At 71.9% G+C, this 20,984-nt stretch carries 20 protein-coding genes; 10 read left to right on the top strand and 10 right to left on the bottom strand.

Going from position 1 to position 20,984, the window contains the following annotated elements; genetic code table 11:
• Positions 1–174 precede the first annotated feature (174 nt).
• Genes BMZ47_RS08575 through BMZ47_RS08565 form a run of 3 tightly spaced genes read left to right on the top strand, consistent with a single transcriptional unit; the run spans position 175 to position 3,561 of the window.
• A complete protein-coding gene (locus BMZ47_RS08575) occupies positions 175–1,443 on the top strand; it encodes a glycosyltransferase (protein ID WP_091861338.1) in 1,269 nt (422 codons plus the stop codon).
• Entirely contained in the window at positions 1,440–2,687 is a 1,248-nt protein-coding gene (locus BMZ47_RS08570) for a multidrug effflux MFS transporter (protein ID WP_091861335.1), read from the top strand. Before BMZ47_RS08575 ends, BMZ47_RS08570 begins: the two co-directional genes overlap by 4 nt.
• A gap of 16 nt (positions 2,688–2,703) precedes the next feature.
• Complete coding sequence (locus tag BMZ47_RS08565) at positions 2,704–3,561, top strand: alpha/beta fold hydrolase (RefSeq protein WP_091860786.1); 858 nt, start codon at positions 2,704–2,706, stop codon at positions 3,559–3,561.
• Between the two features lie 63 nt (positions 3,562–3,624).
• Here BMZ47_RS08565 and BMZ47_RS08560 read toward each other — a convergent pair whose 3' ends face one another.
• Entirely contained in the window at positions 3,625–3,873 is a 249-nt protein-coding gene (locus BMZ47_RS08560) for a hypothetical protein (RefSeq protein WP_007564505.1), read from the bottom strand.
• Positions 3,874–4,241: 368 nt separating this feature from the next.
• Here BMZ47_RS08560 and BMZ47_RS08555 point away from each other — a divergent pair, with 368 nt between their 5' ends.
• From BMZ47_RS08555 to BMZ47_RS08545, 3 genes are all read left to right on the top strand, one after another.
• On the top strand, positions 4,242–5,408 hold the full coding sequence (locus BMZ47_RS08555) for a cytochrome P450 (protein ID WP_244536765.1): 1,167 nt from the start codon (positions 4,242–4,244) through the stop codon (positions 5,406–5,408).
• Between the two features lie 139 nt (positions 5,409–5,547).
• On the top strand, positions 5,548–6,855 hold the full coding sequence (locus BMZ47_RS08550; protein ID WP_091860780.1) for a glycosyltransferase: 1,308 nt from the start codon (positions 5,548–5,550) through the stop codon (positions 6,853–6,855).
• A 231-nt stretch (positions 6,856–7,086) separates the two neighbouring features.
• On the top strand, positions 7,087–7,335 hold the full coding sequence (locus BMZ47_RS08545; RefSeq protein WP_139220959.1) for a hypothetical protein: 249 nt from the start codon (positions 7,087–7,089) through the stop codon (positions 7,333–7,335).
• 6 nt (positions 7,336–7,341) lie between these two features.
• Here the strand turns inward: BMZ47_RS08545 and BMZ47_RS08540 are convergent, their stop codons facing one another.
• Positions 7,342–9,765, bottom strand: coding sequence for a PAS domain S-box protein (locus BMZ47_RS08540; protein ID WP_007564509.1), 2,424 nt, complete (start codon positions 9,763–9,765; stop codon positions 7,342–7,344).
• Positions 9,766–9,946: 181 nt separating this feature from the next.
• Positions 9,947–11,059 carry an FAD-binding domain-containing protein gene (locus BMZ47_RS08535; RefSeq protein ID WP_208601024.1) on the bottom strand — a complete coding sequence of 371 codons (1,113 nt, stop codon included), beginning with the start codon at positions 11,057–11,059 and terminating at the stop codon, positions 9,947–9,949.
• Between the two features lie 245 nt (positions 11,060–11,304).
• Here BMZ47_RS08535 and BMZ47_RS08530 point away from each other — a divergent pair, with 245 nt between their 5' ends.
• Both BMZ47_RS08530 and fghA read left to right on the top strand, forming a co-directional pair.
• Positions 11,305–12,441, top strand: coding sequence for an S-(hydroxymethyl)glutathione dehydrogenase/class III alcohol dehydrogenase (locus BMZ47_RS08530; RefSeq protein ID WP_050733717.1), 1,137 nt, complete (start codon positions 11,305–11,307; stop codon positions 12,439–12,441).
• 175 nt (positions 12,442–12,616) lie between these two features.
• On the top strand, positions 12,617–13,450 hold the full coding sequence (gene fghA / locus BMZ47_RS08525) for an S-formylglutathione hydrolase (protein WP_007564514.1): 834 nt from the start codon (positions 12,617–12,619) through the stop codon (positions 13,448–13,450).
• Between the two features lie 98 nt (positions 13,451–13,548).
• On the opposite strand, the gene BMZ47_RS08520 is transcribed toward fghA, so the two are convergent.
• Positions 13,549–13,926 carry a DUF1236 domain-containing protein gene (locus BMZ47_RS08520; protein WP_268868566.1) on the bottom strand — a complete coding sequence of 126 codons (378 nt, stop codon included), beginning with the start codon at positions 13,924–13,926 and terminating at the stop codon, positions 13,549–13,551.
• Between the two features lie 887 nt (positions 13,927–14,813).
• Between BMZ47_RS08520 and BMZ47_RS08515 the strand changes: the two genes are divergently transcribed.
• Positions 14,814–15,047: a hypothetical protein gene (locus BMZ47_RS08515; protein ID WP_091860772.1), complete on the top strand. Its 234-nt coding sequence runs from the start codon at positions 14,814–14,816 to the stop codon at positions 15,045–15,047.
• Between the two features lie 66 nt (positions 15,048–15,113).
• Here BMZ47_RS08515 and BMZ47_RS08510 read toward each other — a convergent pair whose 3' ends face one another.
• The 6 genes from BMZ47_RS08510 to BMZ47_RS08485 form a co-directional block, all read right to left on the bottom strand.
• The gene (locus BMZ47_RS08510) at positions 15,114–15,299 is read right to left on the bottom strand and encodes a hypothetical protein (protein ID WP_091860769.1); all 186 of its coding nucleotides are present in this window, start codon (positions 15,297–15,299) and stop codon (positions 15,114–15,116) included.
• 208 nt (positions 15,300–15,507) lie between these two features.
• Positions 15,508–15,897, bottom strand: a complete 390-nt coding sequence (locus BMZ47_RS08505) for a hypothetical protein (protein WP_091860766.1) — start codon at positions 15,895–15,897, stop codon at positions 15,508–15,510.
• Between the two features lie 137 nt (positions 15,898–16,034).
• Positions 16,035–16,331: a hypothetical protein gene (locus BMZ47_RS08500; protein WP_091860763.1), complete on the bottom strand. Its 297-nt coding sequence runs from the start codon at positions 16,329–16,331 to the stop codon at positions 16,035–16,037.
• Between the two features lie 94 nt (positions 16,332–16,425).
• A complete protein-coding gene (locus BMZ47_RS08495) occupies positions 16,426–17,139 on the bottom strand; it encodes a helix-turn-helix domain-containing protein (protein ID WP_244536779.1) in 714 nt (237 codons plus the stop codon).
• A gap of 119 nt (positions 17,140–17,258) precedes the next feature.
• Positions 17,259–17,837 (bottom strand): class GN sortase, encoded by a 579-nt coding sequence (locus tag BMZ47_RS08490; RefSeq protein ID WP_091860757.1) that lies wholly within the window; start codon positions 17,835–17,837, stop codon positions 17,259–17,261.
• Positions 17,834–19,996, bottom strand: a complete 2,163-nt coding sequence (locus BMZ47_RS08485) for a marine proteobacterial sortase target protein (RefSeq protein ID WP_091860753.1) — start codon at positions 19,994–19,996, stop codon at positions 17,834–17,836. The genes BMZ47_RS08490 and BMZ47_RS08485 overlap by 4 nt, the downstream gene beginning before the upstream one ends.
• A 251-nt stretch (positions 19,997–20,247) precedes the next feature.
• Here BMZ47_RS08485 and BMZ47_RS08480 point away from each other — a divergent pair, with 251 nt between their 5' ends.
• Positions 20,248–20,973 carry an NUDIX hydrolase gene (locus BMZ47_RS08480; RefSeq protein ID WP_091860750.1) on the top strand — a complete coding sequence of 242 codons (726 nt, stop codon included), beginning with the start codon at positions 20,248–20,250 and terminating at the stop codon, positions 20,971–20,973.
• Positions 20,974–20,984 lie beyond the last annotated feature (11 nt).

The raw sequence follows: 20,984 nt of genomic DNA, 5'->3' as shown, positions 1-20,984 counted from the left end.
CACGGACTTCAGCGCTTCGATCCGGTCGAAACGGACCACTTTTCCAAGCAGTGCGTGCGGATGCTCCAGATCTTCCGCGTCGTCGCGCGATTTCGCGCCGTGAATGTCAAATCCAATCGTCGATCGATCCCGAAACAGCGCGCTCCTGCGCAGTCCTATTGGGAAGCCTTTCAGATGTCGCTCAGCGTCTTGTGTATCTCGTGGGGAACCACGGGCAATCTCAGCCCCGTGCTGACGGCCGGACGGCAGCTGCACCGGGCGGGGCATCGCGTGCGCATCATGGCCGATCCGGTGATGCGCAGCGAGGTCGAGGCGGCCGGCTTTCCCTTCATCGGATGGCGCCGGGCCCCCGTCGGCACCGATGCGGACCCCGCCGATTTCTCCGACCTCGCCGACTGGTTCCGCAAGACGCTGTTCGTGCCGGCCGGCGCCTACGCGGCCGACACGCTCGACGAGATCCGGCGCGTTCCGACCGACGCCGTCCTCAGCCTCGACCTGCTGCTGGGCTGCGCGCTGGCGGCCGAGGCGGCGGACCTGCCGCACGCGATCCTGTCGCCGCATATCAGCATCCGCCCGCTGCCCGGCATGCCGCCCGCCGCCAGCGGCCTCACGCCCCCGCGGACCCCCGAGGAGCGCGCCGCGATGGCGGCGGCCACCGACGCGATCACGACGGCCATGGAGAAGGGCCGCACGGCCCTCAACGCCACGCGGCGCGGCCTGGGATTGCCGCCGGTCGCGAGCGCGTTCGATTATTTCGACCGGGCCGACCGCGTCCTCCTGGCGATCAGCCGGGCCTTCGACTTCGACGCAGCGACGCTCCCGGGGAATTACCGGTATATCGGCCCGCTGCTCGACGAGCCGGGCTGGACGCGGGGCGGCCCGTCGGCCTGGCCCGGCACCAGCCGGCCGCGCATCCTCGTCGCCGGCAGCACCGGCGCCCAGAACCAGACCGAGCTCCTGCAGCGGATCGTGCGCGCCGTCGGGACGGTCGACGCCGAGGCGCTGGTGACCACCGGGCCCCATGTCCGTCCGGAAGACCTGGCGATGCCCGCCAATGTCCGCGTCGTGACGGCGGCCTCCCACGAAGCCCTGATGGAGGAGGCGGCCCTGGTGGTCAGCCAGGGCGGGCACGGCACCGTGTCCCGCGCGCTGCTGCACGGCGTGCCGCTGCTGGTCATGCCGATGGCCCGCGACCAGACCGACAACGCCGCCCGGGTCGGCGCGCGCGGCGCCGGCCTGCGCCTGGCCCCCGACGCGCCGGAGGCCGAGATCGCGGCGGCGATGCGCCGGCTGCTCACCGAGCCGCAGTTTCGCGTCACGGCCGGCACCCTCGGCGCGGCCGTCCGGGCGGATCTCGATGCGGCCGGTCTCGTCCGCGAGATCGACGCGATGGTCGCGGCCCGGAAAACCAGGGCGGATTCGGCAGACCGGCGTTGGGCGTGATCCCGCTCACCGACGGGTGGATCCGGCCGCGCGGACGCCTCCGGCCGGGCACCGCCGCGTTCTCGGCCCTGATCGGGCTGCTGGCGGCGCTCCCGACCTTCGGCATCGACATGATCCTGCCGAGCCTGCCGGACACGGCCGCCGCCCTGCGGGTCCCGTCCTCCGCCATCGGCTCGGCCATGGGGATCTACCTGCTGAGCCTCGGAATCGCCCTGCTGGTCTACGGGCCGCTCTCGGACCGGCTCGGCCGCCGGCCCACCATCATCGGCGGCTGCCTCCTCCTGATCGGCGGCAGCCTCGGTTGCCTCGCCGCGCAGACGCTGCCGCAATTGCTGCTGGGCCGGGCCGTGCAGGGGTTCGGCGCGGCGGGGCCGGGCCTCGCTGCCATGGCGATCGTGCGCGACGTCTCCGAAGGCGAGACCGCGCGCGCCCGGATGTCGTTCGTCGTCCTGGTGATCAACGTGGTGCCGATGATCGCCCCGACGGTCGGGGCGGCGCTGATGGGTCTCGGCGGCTGGCGCCTGATTCACGCGGCGCCGATCGCCGCATCCCTCGCGGCTCTCGTGGCCGTCCGGCATGTCGATGAGACCGCGCGGCTCACACCGTCGCCCGGCCTGAATGCGCGCGCGGTGCTGCAGGGCTACGCGCGCATCCTCGCGGACCCGGTCTTCCGCGGCAACGCCCTGTGCAACGCCGCTTCGGCCGGGGCGGTCTTCGCCTACATCACCGGCTCCGCGCTGGTCTTCATCGACGCCTTCGGCGTCAGCCCGCAGACCTACGGCATCGTCTTCGGCGCGAGTTCGCTGTCCGTCATGGCCGGCGCGTTCCTGAACGGCCGTCTCGTCGCCCGGGGCGGGCAGCCCCGTCAGGCGATCGGAGCGGGGCTCGCCCTGGCGACCGCCGTCGCGGCGATCCTGATGGGCGCGGCCTTGGCCGGACGTCCCTCGCCGGTCCCGGTGGTCGTCGCCATGGTCGGCACGGCGCTGGCCTTCGGCCTGATCTCGCCCAACGCGCTGCACGGGGCCACGGAGCCGATGCCCGAGGCCGCCGGCGCGGCCAGCGGCGTGGCGATCTGCCTGCAGATGCTGGTCGGCGCCCTCGCCAGCGATGGCGTGGCGCGGACCTTCGACGGCCGCTCCGCCCTGTCGATGGCCGCCGTGATGCTCGGGGCCTGCCTGGCGGCGATCGCCGCCATCGCGAGCCTCCCGAGTCCTGCCGCCGGGCGATCGATGCCCCGATCCTGATCACACGGAGATTCCCATGACCTTCGAACCGCCCCGGTGGCAGCCCGTCCATCTGGCCCGCGACGGCGTCCGGCTCGCCCATGTCGAGGCCGGGCCGATGACGCCCCAGGGCCACCCCCTGGTGCTGATCAACGGCTGGACCGGCGATCACGGCATCTTCACGCCGCAGATCCGGCACTTCTCGCGCCTCCGGCGGGTCGTCGCGGTGGATCTGCGCGGTCACGGCGCCAGCGACGCGCCGGAGCAGGATTATACGGTCGCGGGCTTCGCCGACGACGTCGCCTGGCAGTGCCGCCAGCTGGGCTTGGTCAAGCCGATCGTCATCGGCCACAGCTTCGGCGGCGCGGTGGGGCTCGAATTGTGCGGGCGCCATCCCGACCTCGCCGCGGGCCTGATGATGATCGATTCCATCGTCCTGCCGTCGCCGGACCAGCGCGGCAATGTCGAGCTGGCGCAGCTCCTGTCCGGCGTCGGCGGTCCGGATTACCCCGCGGCGGCGCTGGCGGCCGCCTGGTCGATCGGGGGCGCCTTCGACGAGCCGACCCGGCGCCAGGCGATCTTCGACACGTATATTCTCGGCCCCTGCCGCAAGACGCCCCAGCACGTGGCGCATTCCACGCTGCACAACATGGTCCAGAACCACGATCCGATCCCGGCCGCGCGCGCCTGCCGGGTCCCGCTGGCCTACATCTCCGCCGACGTGCCGCTGATCGAGTCGGCACGCGATCTCGAACGGCTGCGCGAACTCTGCCCGCAGCTGGTGACCGCCAAGACGCTGCTCGCCGGCCATTTCAACACGATCGAGGTGGCCGAGCAGGTCAACGCGATGATCGACCGCTTCCTCGCGGTCGGGCTGAAGCCCCGGGCGCGCTGACCGGGCGGCCGGATGACGCGCGGCGCCGGGGCGACCTCCGCTCCGGCGTCCGGCATTCTCCCGTTACTGCGCGCGCCTGCGGCCGCTGACAGTCCGGCCGGAAGCCGGCTCGTCACCCAGGAGACGCCGGGCCGACGCGATGACCTGAAGGGTCTGGGAGCTGAGCTGCTCGCTCCGGGCCCGCAGGTCGAAGCGCCTCAGGCGCGCGATGAGGTGCTGGCCGTCATCGGTGCCGCCGATCACCGAGTCGGTGATGAGCCGCCGCAGCAGCATTTCGAAGCGATCGTCCGGACTGGGCTCGCTTGCGATCATGGCGATACCTCCTTGCGCGAAGCATCGTCGTTCTGAGCCGCGCCCGTTACGGCACGATTTCGGAATCGCCGACGCCCGAAATAGCCTCGGGCCCATGCGGGCCCGCGGGATCCGGGTCGCCGGCATCGACGCCCGGCGGCCGATCGAGCGGAGGTCGGCCCCACCGGCGCCGCGCCACCGGGGCTCGTCGGGCGGCCCGAATGTTATGACCGTAACCAACGGCCGCTCTTTCGAAATCGTCCTGTAGTCCGGCCTTTCGAGAATCCGCGCGCTTGAACAGCAGCGAGGATGTGTCGATGAAGTGTCACAGGGACGAGCACGGATACGTCGGAAGCGCCGGGGCCCGCCACGCTGTCCCGACGCTGTCCGTGGCTGAACTCGAGGCCGACCCGCACGGCGTGTTCCGCACCTGGCGGCCCCGGGTGCCGTTCATCATCCATGAGATCGGCGGCTACATGGTCCTGCGCGCGCAGGACGTCGATCAGCTGATGCGGGATCCGCGCGTCCAGGCGACCGAAACCCTCTATCCGGAGATGCGCGAGATCCCGCAGGGCCGGCTGTTCGACATCTTCGCGCACGGCATGCTCACCGCCAACGGTGCGGTCCACCGGCGGCGCCGGTCACCGTTCACCCGGACCTTCGCGACCCGCCTGGTCGAGAATCTGCGCCCCCGCATCCGGGACGCCGCCGAGGCCCTCGTCCGGGATTGCATGGAGGAGGGCGAGGTCGATCTCGTCGCGAGCTACACCGGCCTGATCCCCGCCCAGACCATCGCCGACATCCTCGGGCTGCCGCGCGGCGACATCCCCCGGTTCACGCGGCTCGCCTACGAGGTCTCGCGGGTCCTGAGCTTCACCTTCGGCCCGGAGGACCTGCCCGAGATCGAGGCGGCGGCGGTCGCCTTGCAGGATTACGTCGTCGAGATCCTCGAAGCCCGGCGCGCGGCGCCCCGGGACGATTTCCTGTCCCGCTTCCTCGCGGAGGCGGATGCGGCGGGCGAGCTGACGCCGGACGAGGTGGTCATCCAGCTCGTGCAGATGATCATCGGCGGCACCGACACCACGAGGGGGGCCGGCGCCATGCAGATCGCCCTGCTGCTGCAGCATCCCGAGCAATGGGAGGCGGTCAAGCAGGATCCCGGCCTCGTGCCGGCCGCGGTGGCGGAATCCCTGCGGTTCGAGCCGAGCGTCGGCTCCGCCGGACGCGTCGCCAAGGAGGATATCACCCTCGACGGCCACGTCGTGCCGGCCAACAGCCTGATCATGCTCTCGATCCTGTCGGCGATGCGCGACGAGCAGGCCTATGCACGGCCCGACGCGTTCGACATCCACCGCACCGACCGCCCGCGCCTGCACCCCGTCTTCGGGGGCGGGGTGCACCGGTGCCTTGGAGAGGCCCTGGCCCGGATCGAGCTGGAGGAGGGCCTGGGCGCCCTGGTGCGGCTGGCCCCGCGGCTGCGCTTCGCCGGCCCGGTTCCGATGCTGCACGGGCACAGCGGCATCCGCCGCATCGATGCGCTGCGGGTCGCCTGGTAGCCCCGCGGCCGGGCGTTCCAGCGGTAACCGTTTCGGCGTCCTTCCGCAGCCATCGCGTAACGGGCGGCCCCCAGCCTCGCGCCTGGGTCGCCGCATCGGCGCGGCGCCCGCTTCCCCACGCGAAGACAGGACGAGCGCGATGAAGATCCTCCTCTGCTCTACGCCCGCGACGGGCCATCTCAACCCGATACTGGCCATCGCCCGGATGCTGGCCGACGAGGGCCACGAGGTCATGGTGTTGTCGGGCTCGGCCTTCCGCGACCGCATCGAGGCGACCGGCGCCCGGTTCGCGGCGCTGCCCGGCATCGCCGATTTCGACGGGCGCAACCTCGTCGCGGTCGTTCCCGAGCTGGCGCATACCCCGCCCGGCCCGGACTGGCTGCGCGTCGCCATGGAGCGGATCTTCATCGAGCGGATCCCGGATCAGCATCGCGGCCTCCAGGACGCCCTTCGGGCTTTCCCGGCTGCGGTCGTGATCGGCGACGACATGTTCTTCGGCGTCCTGCCCCTGCTGCTCGGGCCGCGATCGAAGCGGCCGGCCATCGTCCTGTGCGGCACGTCGATCCTGCATTGCTCACGGCCCGACAAGGCCCCGATCTTCCTCGGGCTGCCGCCGGCCCAGACCCTCGAGCAGCGGGACGCCTATGCGCGGATCGCGCGGGCGCACGAGGCGGCCGTCGACCGGCCCGTCGCGCGCCGCCTGGCGGGCGTGCTGGAGGAGCTCGGGGTTCCGGCCCCGTCCTGGACCCTGTTCGACGCGGTGGTGCAGCTCGCCGACACCTACCTGCAGCTCACCGTCCCGAGCTTCGAATACCCGTTCCCGCTGCCGCCGGCGGTGACCTTCGTCGGCGCGCCGCCGATCGTGCCGGGGCAGGCGCCGCTGCCGGCCTGGGCGAACGATCTCGACGGCGCCCGCAAGGTCGTGCTCGTCACGCAGGGCACCGTCGCGAACCACGATCTCGGCCTGCTGGTCGGCCCGACCCTCGCGGCGCTCGCCGGTGAGCCGGACATCCTCACCGTCGTCACGGCCGGCGGACGCGCGCGCGACGCCATCCCGGGGCCGATCCCGGCCAATGCGCGGCTCGCCGACTACCTGCCGTTCGAGTGGATCCTGCCGCGGATCGACGCGATGGTGACGAATGGCGGCTACGGCAGCGTCAACCAGGCCCTCAGCTTCGGCGTGCCCCTCGTCGCCGCGGGCCTGACCGAGGACAAGGCCGACGTGAACGCCCGCATCGCCTGGTCGGGGGCGGGCATCGACCTCGGCACGAACAATCCGACCCCGGAGGCGCTCCGGCGCGCCGTGCGGACCGTGCTCGACGAACCCGGTCACCGCCGGGAGGCTCGGCGCCTCGCCGCCGAATTCACCGCCTACGATGCCCGGGCGGGGATCCTGCGGGTGCTCGCGCGGCACGCCGAACCCGGGCGGGTGCGCAGCGCCGCCTGACCGACCCGACGGTCAGATTTCCGGCTGCCGAGAGCGACAGCCAAACCCCGCATGATCCGGGCGGCGCCGATCCGAGAGATCGGTGCCGCCCGCGCCTGTTCGCGGCCCGAACATCTGACGTATCGGCCCGAGCGAGTGGCATGTCTGCTGTAATCATTCCCGCGCGCCGCGAAATCGCGCTGCAATTCAGCCTGCCTATTCCTCGTGCTCCAGCAACGGGAATACGCCAACATGATCCTCAACCGCGCAGCAGCGTCCGCCGGTGCTTTCGGCGGGGCCCTTCTTCTCTTCCTGACGGTGGCGCCCGCCGCCCGGGCGGAGCCCGTCCCCCGGTTCACGCAGCCCGACGTCCCGAACCTCGACCCCGTCATCCGGCCTGCCCCGTCCTGGACGAACCGGGAGTCCCGCCCGGCGACTGTCGAGGACGAGCACGTCCGGGCGCAGCGGATCATCAACCGCGTCTGCGTGGGCTGCCGATGAGGCCCGTCACCGACGGGCCGACTTGGCCCGCTCGACGGCGCGGCGCAGGATGCGCGACAGGTCGGTGACCGAGTACGGCTTGCGCAGCAGCTCGAAGCCGTGGGTGCCCTGGGCCGCGAGCACGTCGCTGTAGCCCGAGGCCAGGACGACCGGGAGGTCGGATTGCCGGCGGCGGATCTCGCGGGCCAGGTCTACCCCGTTCATGCCCGGCATCACCACGTCCGAGAACACGACCTCGAAACGGAACGGGATGCGCTCGAACTCGCGCAGCGCCTTCTCCGCATCCGTCGCCCAGACCGTATGGTAGCCGAGTTCCTGCAGGGCCTGCGTGGCGAAGGAGCCGACCTCCAGGTTGTCCTCGACGAGGAGGACGCAGGTGCCGTGGCCGTCGGCCAGTGCCGCGGGCTCGGGCGTCTCGGCCTCGGGCAGGGAAGCGGCCACCGCCCGCGGGAGGAACAGGGTGAAGGTGCTGCCCTCGCCCAGCCGGCTCTCGGCGACGACCTCGCCGCCGGATTGCTTGGCGAAGCCGAACACCTGGCTGAGGCCCAGCCCCGTACCCTGCCCGACCCCCTTGGTGGTGAAGAACGGCTCGAAGATCCGCTCCAGGTCGCCGGGGGCGATGCCGGTGCCGGTATCGGCCACCGAGACCGCGACGAAATCCCCCCGCATCGGCGGATGCGCCCGGACGGCTGGGACCAGGCCCACGGGCCGGACCCGGATGGTGATCCGGCCCTCGCCCGACATGGCGTCCCTTGCGTTGACCACCATGTTGACCAGGGCGGTGTCGAACTGGCTGGGATCGGCGTCGACCAGGCACGGGCTCTCCCGCCCCATCGCGTCCCGCAGGGGCACGACCTGCATGTCGACATGGATGCGCGAGCCCGTGAGGGTCCTCACCATGTCGGAGACCGAGGCCACGCCGCGCCCGACGTCGAACACCTCGGGCTGGAGCGCCTGGCGCCGGGCGAAGGCCAGCAGCTGGCCCGTCAGCTTGGCCGCCCGGGCGACCGTGTCCGAGATGGCGTCGACGTAGCGGGTCCGGCGCTCCTCGGGGAGGTTCGGGCGCTTGAGCAGGTCGGTCGACGACTTGATGACGGTGAGCAGGTTGTTGAAGTCGTGCGCCACCCCGCCGGTGAGCTGGCCCACCGCCTCCAGCTTCTGGGATTGGCGCAGCTGCTCCTCGAGGGCCTTGCGGTCGGTGACATCCCGGCCCGCCGCGTAGAAATGGTCGCCGCGCGGGACCACGTTCCACGAGATCCAGCGGTAGGCGCCGTCGCGGGTCCTGAACCGGACGTCGACGTCGTCGAGGTCGCCCGCGGTGATCACGCGCTCGAACGCCTGCGCCGCGAGCTTCTTGTCGTCCGGGTGGACGAAATCGTCGAACCGCGCCCCGACGAGATCCTCGGACGTCCAGCCGAGGGTCGCCGTCCAGGCCGGATTCACCGCCCGGTACAGGCCGTCGAAGCCGCAGACCACGAACAGGTCGCGGCTCGCCCGCCACAGCGTATCGCGCTCGTCGGTCCGCTCGCGGGCGGCGGTCTCGAGGTGATCCTCGAGCCGACGCCGGTCGGTGATGTCGTTGAACAGGATCGCGACGCGCCGCCGCGCCGGCTCGCCCACGCGCAGGGCATGTACGTCGAACCACCGGCCCATGGACACCGCGGCGCTCTCGAAGCGCACGGGCTGCCCCGTCATGGCGACCGCGCCGTAGGTCTCGAACCAGGACGGTTCGAGGTCGGGCACAAGCTCGCTGACCCAGCGCCCGGCCGCGTTCCGCAGGCCGGTATGGCGCTCGAAGGCCGGGTTGACCTCGATCAGCCGGTAATCGACCGCGCGGCCCTCGGCGTCGAACCGCATCTCCGCGACGCAGAAGCCGGCATCGATCGCCTCGAACAGGGTCTGGTAGCGCGCCTCGCTCTCGGCCAAGCGCTCCTCCTCGGTGCGGAAGCGCGTGACGTCCAGCTGGCTCGCGAAGAAGTAGCGCAGCTGCCCGGACGGATCGAAGACCGGGCTGACGTAGAGCTCGTTGCGGAACGGCGTGCCGTCGCGGTGATAGTTCAGGATCTCGACGACCACGTCGCGCCGGGCCGCGATGGCGTCCCGGACCTTGGCGACGTCGGACGGGTCGGTGCCGGGCCCCTGGAGGAACCGGCAATTGCGGCCGATCAGGTCCTCCGCGCCGTAGCCGCACAGCTCCTGGAAGGCGCGGTTGGCGAAGACGATCGGATTGTCGGGCAGGTTGGGATCGGTGACGATCTGCGGCATGCGGGTCTTCTCCGCCGCCGTGAACAGCAGATCGACCCCGGCCGCCGAGGTGCGCTGGCCGGCGCTCGGGGTATGCACATGGCTCTCGTTGCGCGACCGCAGCCGCTCGATCTCGGCCTCGGCCTCACGCAGGCGTCGGCGCAACGTGTCGTTTTCGACATCCATGGGGCGAAATCCCGACCTCGCATCGCCATACCTGCCCGCCGCTCTCACAACGGCCGGGTCGTCCGGCTGCTCCATACCGTATTTGCCGGGGCAACCTCCATGAGGACTGAAGCCGGATAAGCGGACAACTCTGGGGTCCGGATGGCCGAGCCGCGGATCCGCGGCGGGCCGGTATGGAGCGTCAGGCCGTCAGCACCGCCGGGATGGCCGAGCGCAGGCGGGAATAGCCGCGGTTGGATCTCGGCCAGGCGGCCTCGTCCCATCCCCGGCGAATCCGGATGCACGCGTCCGGCAGCGCATCGGCCGACGGACCCACCGGAGCCCAGGCCGTGACGACAGGCAGGTCCCCGGACCAATCCCCTTCGACCAATCGCGCCGCGCACCCGAACCGGGCCGCCGCACGTTCGAGGCCATCGGCCATCGCCGCCGCGTCGGCCGCGCGCACCCGATCGGACGCGCCGGGGGCGTGGGCCAGCAGGCCGCCGACGCGGACGACACGGGCGGCGCCCAGCGGCAGGCTCTCCGGGCTCAGGTCGTCGAGATGCAGCAGCAGCGCGACGTCGCCGGCCGGCACGGGCTCGGGGCGCGGCAGCGCGACCTCGCGGGGCGGCATCGCCTCGTCGAGGGCGTCCGGGTATTCGTCGAGGCCGGCAGGATCGAAGCGCCCCTCCGTATACCGCCGGATGTTCTCGGCGCGGGCGACGTAGTGCTTGCCCCTTGTGTGCAGGCCCGCCACCCAGCGCCAGGACAGGGTGTTGCTCGCCGGGTCGCCGTCGACGAGGTGGCGCAGGAAGAATTCGGCGCCGAGCGCCCAGGGCAGGCGCAGGGTGAAGATCCAGATCGAGGCGAACCACATCCGGGCGTGGTTGTGCAGCCAGCCGGTCTCGACGAGCTCGCGCGCCCAATCGTCGAAGCCGTCGATGCCGGTCCGGCCCTCGACGGCGGACTCGTAGGTCCGGCGCAGGCCGGGCTCGGCGGCGAGCCGTTCCCGGTCGGACGCGGCCAGGGCGAGGGACTCCGTCCAGGCGGACGGGTGGGTCTCCAGGTGGCCTTTGAAGTAGGTCCGCCAGAACACCTCGGACACGAACTTCTCGGCGCCGCCGTCGCCGAAGGCGCGCTCGGCCGCTGCCGCGACCTCGGCCTCCGTGATCAGGCGCCGGCGCAGATAGGGCGATAGGGCCGACGTGGTCGGCTCGACGCCGGGGCCGCGATCGGTGTTGCGGGCGGCGGCGTAATCGGCCCCGGCGCCCGCCAGGAAGGCGGCGAGCCGGTCGAGCCCGGCGGCGCGGGTCATGGGAAAGGTGCGATCCATCCCCGGGAGTTAGCGCGCGGCCCGCGCCGGGCGGATGCGACCCATTCCCCGGACCGTCCGGCGGGGCGCGCGGTCTCAACGCGGCCGCAAAGATTGCATCCCGGCGCGAGAAGCATCAAACACACGCCAGATTTTCGGACCGTTCGGTGTGCCGCCTTCGGGCGAGGCGCGCCGAAGAGTCGGCAGTTCGGCGCCGTCCGTGATCGTCCAGACAACAGGAACAGGTGATGAAGACGCGCGCTGCGGTCGCGTGGGAGGCCAAGAAGCCTCTCACGATCGAGACCATCGACATCGAAGGGCCCAAGGCCGGCGAGGTTCTTGTCGAGCTGATGGCCACCGGCATCTGCCACACCGATGCCTACACCCTCTCGGGCCTCGATTCCGAGGGCAAGTTCCCAGCGATCCTCGGCCATGAGGGCGCGGGCATCGTCCGCGAGGTCGGCGCCGGCGTCACCACGCTGAAGCCCGGCGACCACGTCATCCCGCTCTACACGCCGGAATGCCGCAACTGTAAGTCCTGCCTGTCCCAGCGCACCAACCTGTGCACCGCGATCCGCGCGACCCAGGGCCAGGGCGTGATGCCGGACGGCACGAGCCGGTTCTCCTGCGTCTCCACCGGCGGCAGTCCCTCCGGCGCGAACACCGTGTTCCACTACATGGGCTGCTCGACCTTCTCGAACTTCACGGTCCTGCCCGCCATCGCGCTCGCCAAGATCCGTGAAGACGCCCCCTTCGACAAGATCTGCTACATCGGCTGCGGCGTGACCACCGGCATCGGCGCGGTGATCTACACCGCCAAGGTCTGGCCCGGCGCCAACGTGGTGGTGTTCGGTCTCGGCGGCATCGGCCTCAACGTGCTCCAGGCCGCCCGGATGGTCGGGGCCGACAAGATCATCGGCGTCGACATCAACCCGGAAAAGCAGGCCATGGCCCGCAAGTTCGGCATGACCGACTTCATCAACCCGAACGAGGTCGGCACCGACAAGGTGGTCCAGGCCATCGTCGATCTCACGGGCGGCGGCGCCGACTTCTCTTTCGACTGCACCGGCAACGTCCACGTGATGCGCCAGGCCCTCGAGTGCTGCCATCGCGGCTGGGGCGAGTCGATCGTCATCGGCGTGGCCGAGGCCGGCCGCGAGATCTCGACCCGTCCGTTCCAGCTGGTCACCGGCCGCGTCTGGAAGGGCTCGGCCTTCGGCGGCGCCCGCGGCCGCACGGACGTGCCGAAGATCGTCGACTGGTACATGGAGGGCAAGATCAACATCGACGATCTGATCACCCACACCATGCCGCTCGACGAGATCAACCACGGCTTCGACCTCATGCACGAGGGCAAGTCGATCCGGTCCGTGGTCGTCTACTGACCATCACCACCCCTCCCCGTGCGGGGGGGGGGCAGGGGCGGGGGTGGTCGGGCGACCCTCTCCCGGCCGGGGCCGGCTGAGCCACCCCCAGCTTCAACTCCTCCCCGCAAGAGGGAGGAGAGCCGCGCATTCCTGAAGACGATCGTCTCAGCCCACTCGCAGGAGATCACAGCCGATGGAAACCGTCTCGAAGGCCCGCGCCCATGGTGGCACGCAGGGCGTCTACAAGCACGATGCGCAGACCACGGGATGCCCGATGACCTTCGCGGTGTTCGTGCCGCCCCAGGCCGAGAAGGGCCCGGTCCCGGTGCTGTGGTACCTGTCCGGCCTCACCTGCACGCATGCCAACGTCATGGACAAGGGCGAGTACCGTGCCGCCGCCGCCGCGCACGGCGTGATCATCGTGGCCCCCGATACCAGCCCGCGCGGCCCCGGCATCCCGGACGAGGAAGGCAATTGGCAGTTCGGCTCCGGCGCCGGCTTCTACCTCGACGCCACGCAGGCGCCCTATGACAAGAACTACCGGATGTGGAGCTACATCACGGAGGAGCTGCCGGCGCTCATCGCGAAGGAATTCCCCGCCGACATGACCCGCCAGGGCATCTTCGGCCATTCCATGGGCGGCCACGGCGCTCTGACCATCGCGCTGACCTACCCGGAGCGGTTCAAGTCCTGCTCCGCCTTCGCGCCGATCGCCCAGCCCTCCACGGCCGGCTGGTCGAAGCCGGCTTTCGAGAAGTATCTCGGCTCCGACCCGGCCGCCTGGCGCGCCCACGACGCCACCGCGCTGATCGAGGACGGCAAGCGCTTCCCCGAATTCCTGGTGGATCAGGGCACCGCCGACAGCTTCCTGCAGGACGGCCTGCGCCCCTGGCTGCTGGAGGAGGCCTGCAAGAAGGCCGGCATCGCGCTGACCCTCAACATGCGCGAGGGCTACGACCACTCGTACTTCTTCATCTCGACCTTCATGGCCGACCACATCGCCTGGGCTGCCGCGCGCCTGAAGTAACCGGCCGTCCGCGCGCCCCGTCATGTGCGGGGCGCGCCCGCCGCCGAGCGCATCTCGGCGGCGGCAGGCCGGAGGGCCCGCCGCGATGCGTCCAGGCCCTACTCGATGACCTCGACGATCCGGCGCGTCCGCGGCTCGACCAGCACGGGGTGGTCGTTGACGATCGTGTAATTGTAGTTCGGAAGCGCGAATTCGGGCGGTACGTCGTAATAGACCACGCCGTCCTCCGGTAGCACGGTTCCGACCCGCACCGGTCCCGCATAGGCGAAGGACGGGCGGCGCTCGCCGAGCACGTAGATGCGGAAGCGGTCGCGCCGGTCGATGCCCAGGATGTTGTTGGCCGTGCCGACCGCGGCACCGATCGCGCCGCCGACGGCAGCGCCCAGAGGACCCGCGATCGCTTCGCCGCGCTCCCGACCGTCCCGCGCGCCGCGCTCCAGGCCTTGGGCATGCGCCTGCGTCGCGACGCCGAGCATCAGCACGATCGGTAGAGAGATCCAGGTTCGCACGGTGTCCTCGTTGGGCGGCGTGAAAGGGATTGCGGCGTGAAAGAGATTGCGGGTCAGCGGCACCACGGGGCGGCCCCGCACCATCGGATCGGAGCCTGATCGATCGCCCCGGTCGTTGCGGGATCGGAGGCGGCCGGAGACGCAGCGGCCCGGTCCACGGGACGGTTGGCCTTCGCCAGCATCACGGCCGAGAAACAGCAGAGCGCGAGGGCCGCGACCCAGAGCACGCCTCTCGCAGTTCGGATCGTTCGCTTGGACATGAGCCCGAAGGTGGGGGGCTTCGGTTAGCGAACCCTTGCACGCCGAACCGGTGCAAGCCCCGGGGCGCTTTCGGCCCGCTCCGATGCCGGGGCTCGGTCGACGCGCCGGCCGGCGCGACACCCTCGGGCTCGATGGACCGGGAACGACAACGGCGCAGCAACCGGGGAGGTCACTGCGCCGCTTGATCGGGCCGTCCGAGGGGGCGGAGACGGCCTCAGCCCTGGATACGCCCGGGCCGCTTCCCGCGAGGTGCGCGAGAGCACATCCTGCCGGCGAAAGCTCCGTGGGATCGGCCGTCGCGGCACCCGCCTGGGTTGAGTCTCATGCCCGGCGGCGGCTAGGGACGGAGCGCCCGGCACCATCGTGTTTCCGCGGCAGGGTTAAGACGTTTGCCGGTGCGGGGCCGTATTGAGCAACGGTTTTCCGTATCCGTGCGTTACCAATCGCATCGACGCGAGTCTTGGCAGGATCGATCGCAGGCCAGGACGGCAGCCGGCCGGAGCGAATGGCTCTGGCAACTTCGGGTTGGTCTGCGATCGTGGTCCAGCCCACGGTCCGCGGCAGGTTCCACTGGACGTCAGGAAGGCACCGACATGCCCTATACGGTCGAAATCACCACGCCGCCCGTGAAGAGCGCGGGTGAGGATGAGCTGCCGGAGATGTACCAATTGCCCGAGCCGTTCGACACGGTCGCCGACGCCAAGGAAGCGGCAGTCGCGCATATCGCCGGCCTCGGCCTGGAGCCCGCTGCAATCATCTACAACGTGTTCGATCGCGAGGGCTTCACGGTCGCCTCGAATATCGAGCAGCCCGCCGAAGCGGGATGAATCCGCATCGGTCCGCCGATGCGCCCGGCCTCCGGGTTGCCGGTCAGCCGGGCCGTCGCCGTACCATCATAGCTCGGCATCCGGCGGCGTGTCCGGCGCCAGAGCGAAGTCGGACGGCGTAGCGGGCTCGTCCACCAGACCCACCGGATGGTCGACCGGGGGGAACAGGTCGGCGAGCCCGGTGGCGACGCCGTGCAGGATCGGATCGTGTGAGGACCCGAAAGTGGGGGCGTGCAGATCGAGTGTGCGCATGGTCGGATGTGGGCCCGAACGTTCTGGGGATTTGGGCGGCCCGCGGACCGACTTTGATCTGGGTTAAACCTCCGTAACGTCGATGGTTCAGACGATATTTATCGTTCTGGTTGTGTTCCGCCGTATTCGCCATAAGAATCGTGAGTGCTCCGGGGTTTTCAGAGCATCCGCCCCTGAACGATCCACACGCACCGGGTGCGCTGCGCGCTCACCGTCCGAGCCAGATGGCGGTGCTCAGCACGACCCCGATGCCGCCGATGAATCCGCCGAACCCCAGCACGATCCAGGCATCCAGCCCGCGCGGCCGCGCCGCATTCCGAACCCTGGCGGAGGCCGCCTGGGTCTTGCGGGCCAGCGCGATCCGCTCGGGCGACGGCGGGTTGCCGGCCGCCTCGTCATCCGTCCCGAGCTGCGACAGGCCCGGATCGTAGGCCGCGACCTTGTCGCCGGTGGCGCCGCTGTCGATGTCGGCCTTGAGCATGGCCGTGGTCGGCCGGTCGGAAGCGGGCGGCTCCGCGACATGCAGGTTGCCGGGCGGCGGCGGGGTCTCGGAGCGAAGCAGCACGGGGGCGCCTTTCAGGGCAGCGGCATCCGGCATCGTTCGATGCGGCACCGCTCGGGGGAGGGGGCGACGGTTTCAAACCCGGTGATCCGGGACGTCTGGCTGGTCCTGGCGGATTAAAAAAAACCCCGTCCGGCGCTCGCCGTGACGGGGTCGGTTCGAGCGGGGCCGGTTCAGCCGCCGCCGCCATTCCCGCTGCCGCCGCCGCCGCTCCCGGTCGTGCCGACGCGCGCGGGCTGGTTGGCGTTACCCGCCGCCGCCGAGTCGGCCGCGATGCCGTCGGCGGCACGGCCGGTCGGCGAGTAGCTTGCGGCCTCGTCCTCTCCGGTCGAGCCGGGCTGGCGCGTGACGACGCCGGGCGCGCCGGGCGGGACGATCACGGTGGTGCTCGTGGGGGTCTCGATCACCTGCGACAGGGCAGGCGTCGTCAGCGCCGCGGCCGATGCCGCGGCGAGGATATACTTGATCATGGGGGTCTTTCGTCTGTGTCCGAAGAGGAAACAGGCGATCGCGCGGCATGTGTCCCGGGGCCGGTGTCACAGGTGCGGGCAACTCATCGACGGATCAGGAGACGTCCGTGAAGAACGCCGCGTAGCCGTCCTCGCGCACCCGGTCGAGATAGGCCCGGTACCGGGCGTGACCCGGCTCCTGCGGGGCGATGCGGCCGTAGGCCAGGTCCGCCGCCGCCCGCTCCGGGATCAGCGCCAGGGGCGCCGCGGCCGGGGTGAGCTGCGTGCCGCGGCCGGCATGGAGCGTGGTCAGGATGCCGTACATCTCGCCCTGGATGTTCGGGCGGCACAGCACGGCCAGGCGATGCTGCCCGTGCCAGTTGGTCACCAGGTAGATCATGCCCGACTGGCTCGGGACCGCGACGCTGCCGGACTGGGCGAAGGGCGCGTCCATGCGCTCGGCCTCGCGGAACACCAGGCGCGACAGGCCGGCATCCCAGGCGATCTCGGTGCGGTAGGCGAAGATCGCGCCGGCGGTCCCGAAGGAGGGGCGCAGGGTGAGGTAGCATCCCTCGATCCAGGCCACGCCCTCCCGCGAGTAGGAACCGAGCTCGTCCGGGGCGTGCGGCGGCGGCTCGGGCGCGGGCGCCGTCCGGCCCGGGTCCCGGCGGAGGGATTGTCCCAACGCCTCCTCGAGCCGGATCGTGGTCGCCAACGTGAAGGGGCGGCGGCCGGCCAGGGCCTTCTCCAGGGTGGAGAGGCTGATCTGCGCCTGCACGGCCAGGGTCTGCCGGGAGATCCGGCGGCGGGCCAGGGCCTCGCGCACCATCTGGGCGATGGCGCTGCTCTGCGCCTCGGTCAGTTCGATCTCAGTCACCGGTGCGGCCCGTGCGGCTTCGTCCCGCACAGATCCGCACGAAACCGCACAGCTGCGCAACTGCCGCGCCGTCAGGGCGTCTCGGCCTCGGCCTCGACGATCAACCGCAGGGGCCCGGAGCGAAGCCCGTCGAGGGGCCAGCAGGTGACGAGGGCGAGGTGTCGCCCGGCTGACTGCGCGTCGATTCCCGAGGCGTCCCAGCGCGCGACCCGCTTGCCGGTGATGCGGAAGCGCGCGGTCCGGCCGTCGCGCCGGGTCACGGCCACCGGGTCGCCGGGCTCGACCCCGCCCAGCACCGCGAATTGGGTGTCGCGGTGGGCGGCGAACACCGCGGTGCCGGGATCCCCGGCCTCCGGCGTGCCGTCGAGATGGCCGGGGCCGAAGGCGAGGGCCTGGCCGCTCCCGCCGCGCAAGGCCACGAAGCTGCGTCCCGCGATGGCGAGCCGGGCGACCGGCTCGGTATCGGCCCAGGGCCAGGGCCGGACCGGACGTCCCTCGGCCAGGGTGCGGGCGAAGGACCGCGCGAGCAGGACCTGCGCCAGGGCGGCCTTGGCGGGAATCCAGGCGGCCTGCGCCGCCAGCCCGAGCCCGGCCAGGGCGAGGAGGGCGCAGAGCGCCCGCCCCGTGCCGAGGCTGCGCCGGCGGCTCACGGCGCCTTCCGGGGCAGGCGCCGGCCGAGCCGCTGCAGCCCGAGGCCCAGCAGGGCGAGGAGCAGGCCCAGGGCAAGCTGCGGCAGGAACCCCGCGCCGGTCTGCGGCAGGGCGATGCCGGCTTCGGCGACCGGGCCCGGCGCGGAGGCCTCGGCCCGCCGCTGGCGCGGTTCCGCGGTCCCGCCGTGCGGGCCCTCGCCGAACACCGTCGCGAAGTCCCAGCCCGCCGGCAGGTTCAGGGGCAGGTCGGCGGCCACGAGTGGCGTCCCGGAGGGGCGGCGCGGCGTGGCGTCGACGGCGACCAGGCTGGTCAGGCGCGTCATCAGCCCGTGCTCCAGGGCGAGGCCCAGGATCGTGGCGTCGGCCGCCTCGGCGGTCAGGTGCCCGGTGATGCGCGCCGTCTCGGTCTCGCCGATCCGGGAGCGCGCCCACACCTTCGAGATGCCGGCCCCCGCGACCGCCTCGCCGAGCGGCAGCGTGCGGCGCCAGGGCTTGCCGCCCACCCGGCCGGAGACGGTCACGGTGCCGTCCGGATGCGCGAGCCGGGCGGCGAAGACCAGCGGCTCGCCGCGATACAGGTCCGGCAGCCTGCGCGGCGTGACCTCGGCATCCGGGGCCGAGACGGTCGCGGTGAGGTCGGTGACGGCGGGCGATTCGAGCTTCGCGTAGAGGCTGCGGGTGCGCTCGCCGACCTGGCCGAGGTCGCGGATCTCCGTGAAGCTGCCGCGGCCGATCTCGGCGGCGTGGCGCATCAGGTGGCCGTTGGGCGCCGAGCCGATGCCGACCATAAACAGGCGCGAGCGCCCGAGTCCCTGGTGGATCGCCGCGAGGATCCGCTCCTCGTCGCCGACCGCGCCGTCGGTGAGGAACACGACCTGGCGCACCCGCGCGGTCTCCTCGGGATGCGGGTCGGCCAGGGCCGCCTTGAGGGGCGCCAGCATCTCGGTGCCGCCCCGGGCCTCCAGGTCCGCGACGAAGATTTCCGCCTTGCGCAGGGCCTCCGGGGTCGCCGGGACGGCCTCGGGGAACAGCGCGTCCCAGGTGTGGTCGAACCGGATGACGTTGACGCGGTCCCGCGGCGTCAGGCGGGCGAGGCCCGCGAGCAGCCCGGCCTTGGCCTGCCGCATCGAGGCGCCGGCCATCGAGCCGGAATTGTCGATCACGAAGGTGACGTCCCGCGCCGGGCGCGGCGCCGCCTCGGCCTCCGGCGGGCTCACGGTGGCGAGCAGGTAGGTCCGGCCAGCGACCTCTTCCCGGAACAGGCCCAGTTCGGGGCCCCGGCTCGGCGCGGGCTCCCAGGTCAGCTCGAAATCGCGGTCGGCCGGGACAACGCCCTCGGCGAGGGTGATGCGGCGGCCCTGCGGCCCGGTCTCGGCGACGTGGATCGCGTGGGTGGCGCTGCGGACCGCGCCGAGCGCGAAGCCGGCCTCGAGCCGCACGGTCACGGTGATGGGATTCACCGGCAGGACCTGGGACGGATCGAGCACCGGCGGGCTGATCCGGGCGCGGTCGGGCACCGGGTCGGCGGCGGGGGCGGTGGCGACGCTCGCGAGGGCCTGCGATCCCGGATTGTACCGGGGCGCGACCACCAGGGGCAGGCGCAGCGCGCGCGTCGCGTCGGCGACCGGGATCGTCTGCTGATAGGTGATCTGGACCAGCACCGTCTCGCCGGGCGCGATGTTGGCGACCGTGTTGGTGAAGACGTTGGGCCGCTCCTGCTCGGTGACCGCCGCGGATTGCCCGGCGGCCTTGGCGGCCGCGTAGGCGCGCTTGGCGGCGGCGCGCTCGCGGATGTCGGCGACGATCACGCGCTCGCCCACGACGAGCGTCATGCCATCCACCGCCGCGTCCTCCGGCAGCGGGTAGACGTAGGTGCCCTCCATCCAGTCCGGGGTGGTGTTGCGGAAGGCCTGGGTCACGACGGCCCGGGCGGTCGGGCCGCTGACGTCGACGGCGATGTCGGTGGCCAGCCGCAGGGCCGGCACCGCCGCCGCGCCGGCCGGGCCGTGCAGCAGCAGGCCGCTGCCCGTCGGCGCCGGGAGGGCGCGGGCCGAGCCCAGCATGATCAGGAGCGCCAGGGCGGCGAGGAAGAGCGGCGACAGCGCGGCGGTGTGGGGCTGCTCGATCAGCGATGAGGAACGGGAGACGGGCATCGGCATCGTGGAACCTCCGGTGCCGGCGGGTCGGGGCCGGCTCGGACATCAGGTTCTCCCGCGCCGGATTCGGCGGCCACGAGAAGCTTCGCCATTTTTCGGCGCGCAACCGCACAGGCCGGTCGCGCCCCGGCGGATCGGTGCGGACAGTGTCCGGACATGTCCGCCCATCGGCGCTGCGTGACGGGGCCGGCACGGCGCTTGACTTATACGCAATCTGCGTCTTAGTTATGCTCAAGTTGAGCATAGTTGACGGCATGACCGAGTCCGAATTCCTCGCCGGATACGACCCCGCCGCTTTCGAGCGGCCGGCGCTCGCCGTCGATCTGGTCCTGCTGGGCCTGCGCGCGGGCCGCCTGACCGCGCTCCTGGCGGAGCGCAGGCAGCATCCCCATGCCGGGCGCTGGGCGCTGCCGGGCGGCTTCGTGGGCATCGCCGAGACCCTGGACGCGGCGGCCGAGCGCGTGTTGCGCGAGAAGGCCGGGATCGCCCGGGCGCGGCTCGAGCAGCTCTACACGTTCGGCGCCCTCGACCGCGATCCGCGCATGCGCATCGTCTCTGTGGCCTATCTGGCGCTGCTGCCGGAGCCGGCCTTCGCCGCGGCGCTCGACAGCGGCAAGGGCCTGGCCGCCGCGACCCTCGCGGTGCCCTGGGCGGGCGAGGCCGGCGGCCCGGTCTCGGCCCTGTCGGAGCGCGGGGAGCCGCGCGCGCTCGCCTTCGACCACGCCGACATCCTGGCGCTCGCCGTGCTGCGGCTGCGCGGCAAGCTCGACTACTCGGACGTCGCCTTCGCGCTCCTGCCGGAGCACTTCACCCTCCGGCAGCTCCAGGACGTGCACGCCGCGATCCTGGGCACCCCGCTCAACAAGCCCGCCTTCCGCCGCCGCATGCTCGACCGCGGCTGGCTGGAGCCGACCGGCGCGCGCGAGGCCGGCACGGCGTTCCGCCCGGCCGAGCTCTACCGGTTCCGACCGTCCCGTTGATCCGCCAGGAG

The sequence above is a fragment of the Methylobacterium brachiatum genome, assembly GCF_900113845.1.
GTDB classification, from domain to species: Bacteria; Pseudomonadota; Alphaproteobacteria; order Rhizobiales; family Beijerinckiaceae; genus Methylobacterium; species Methylobacterium brachiatum.
The sequence above is the reverse complement of the archived record's forward strand: the minus strand, read 5'-3'. Positions and strand labels throughout refer to the sequence as shown.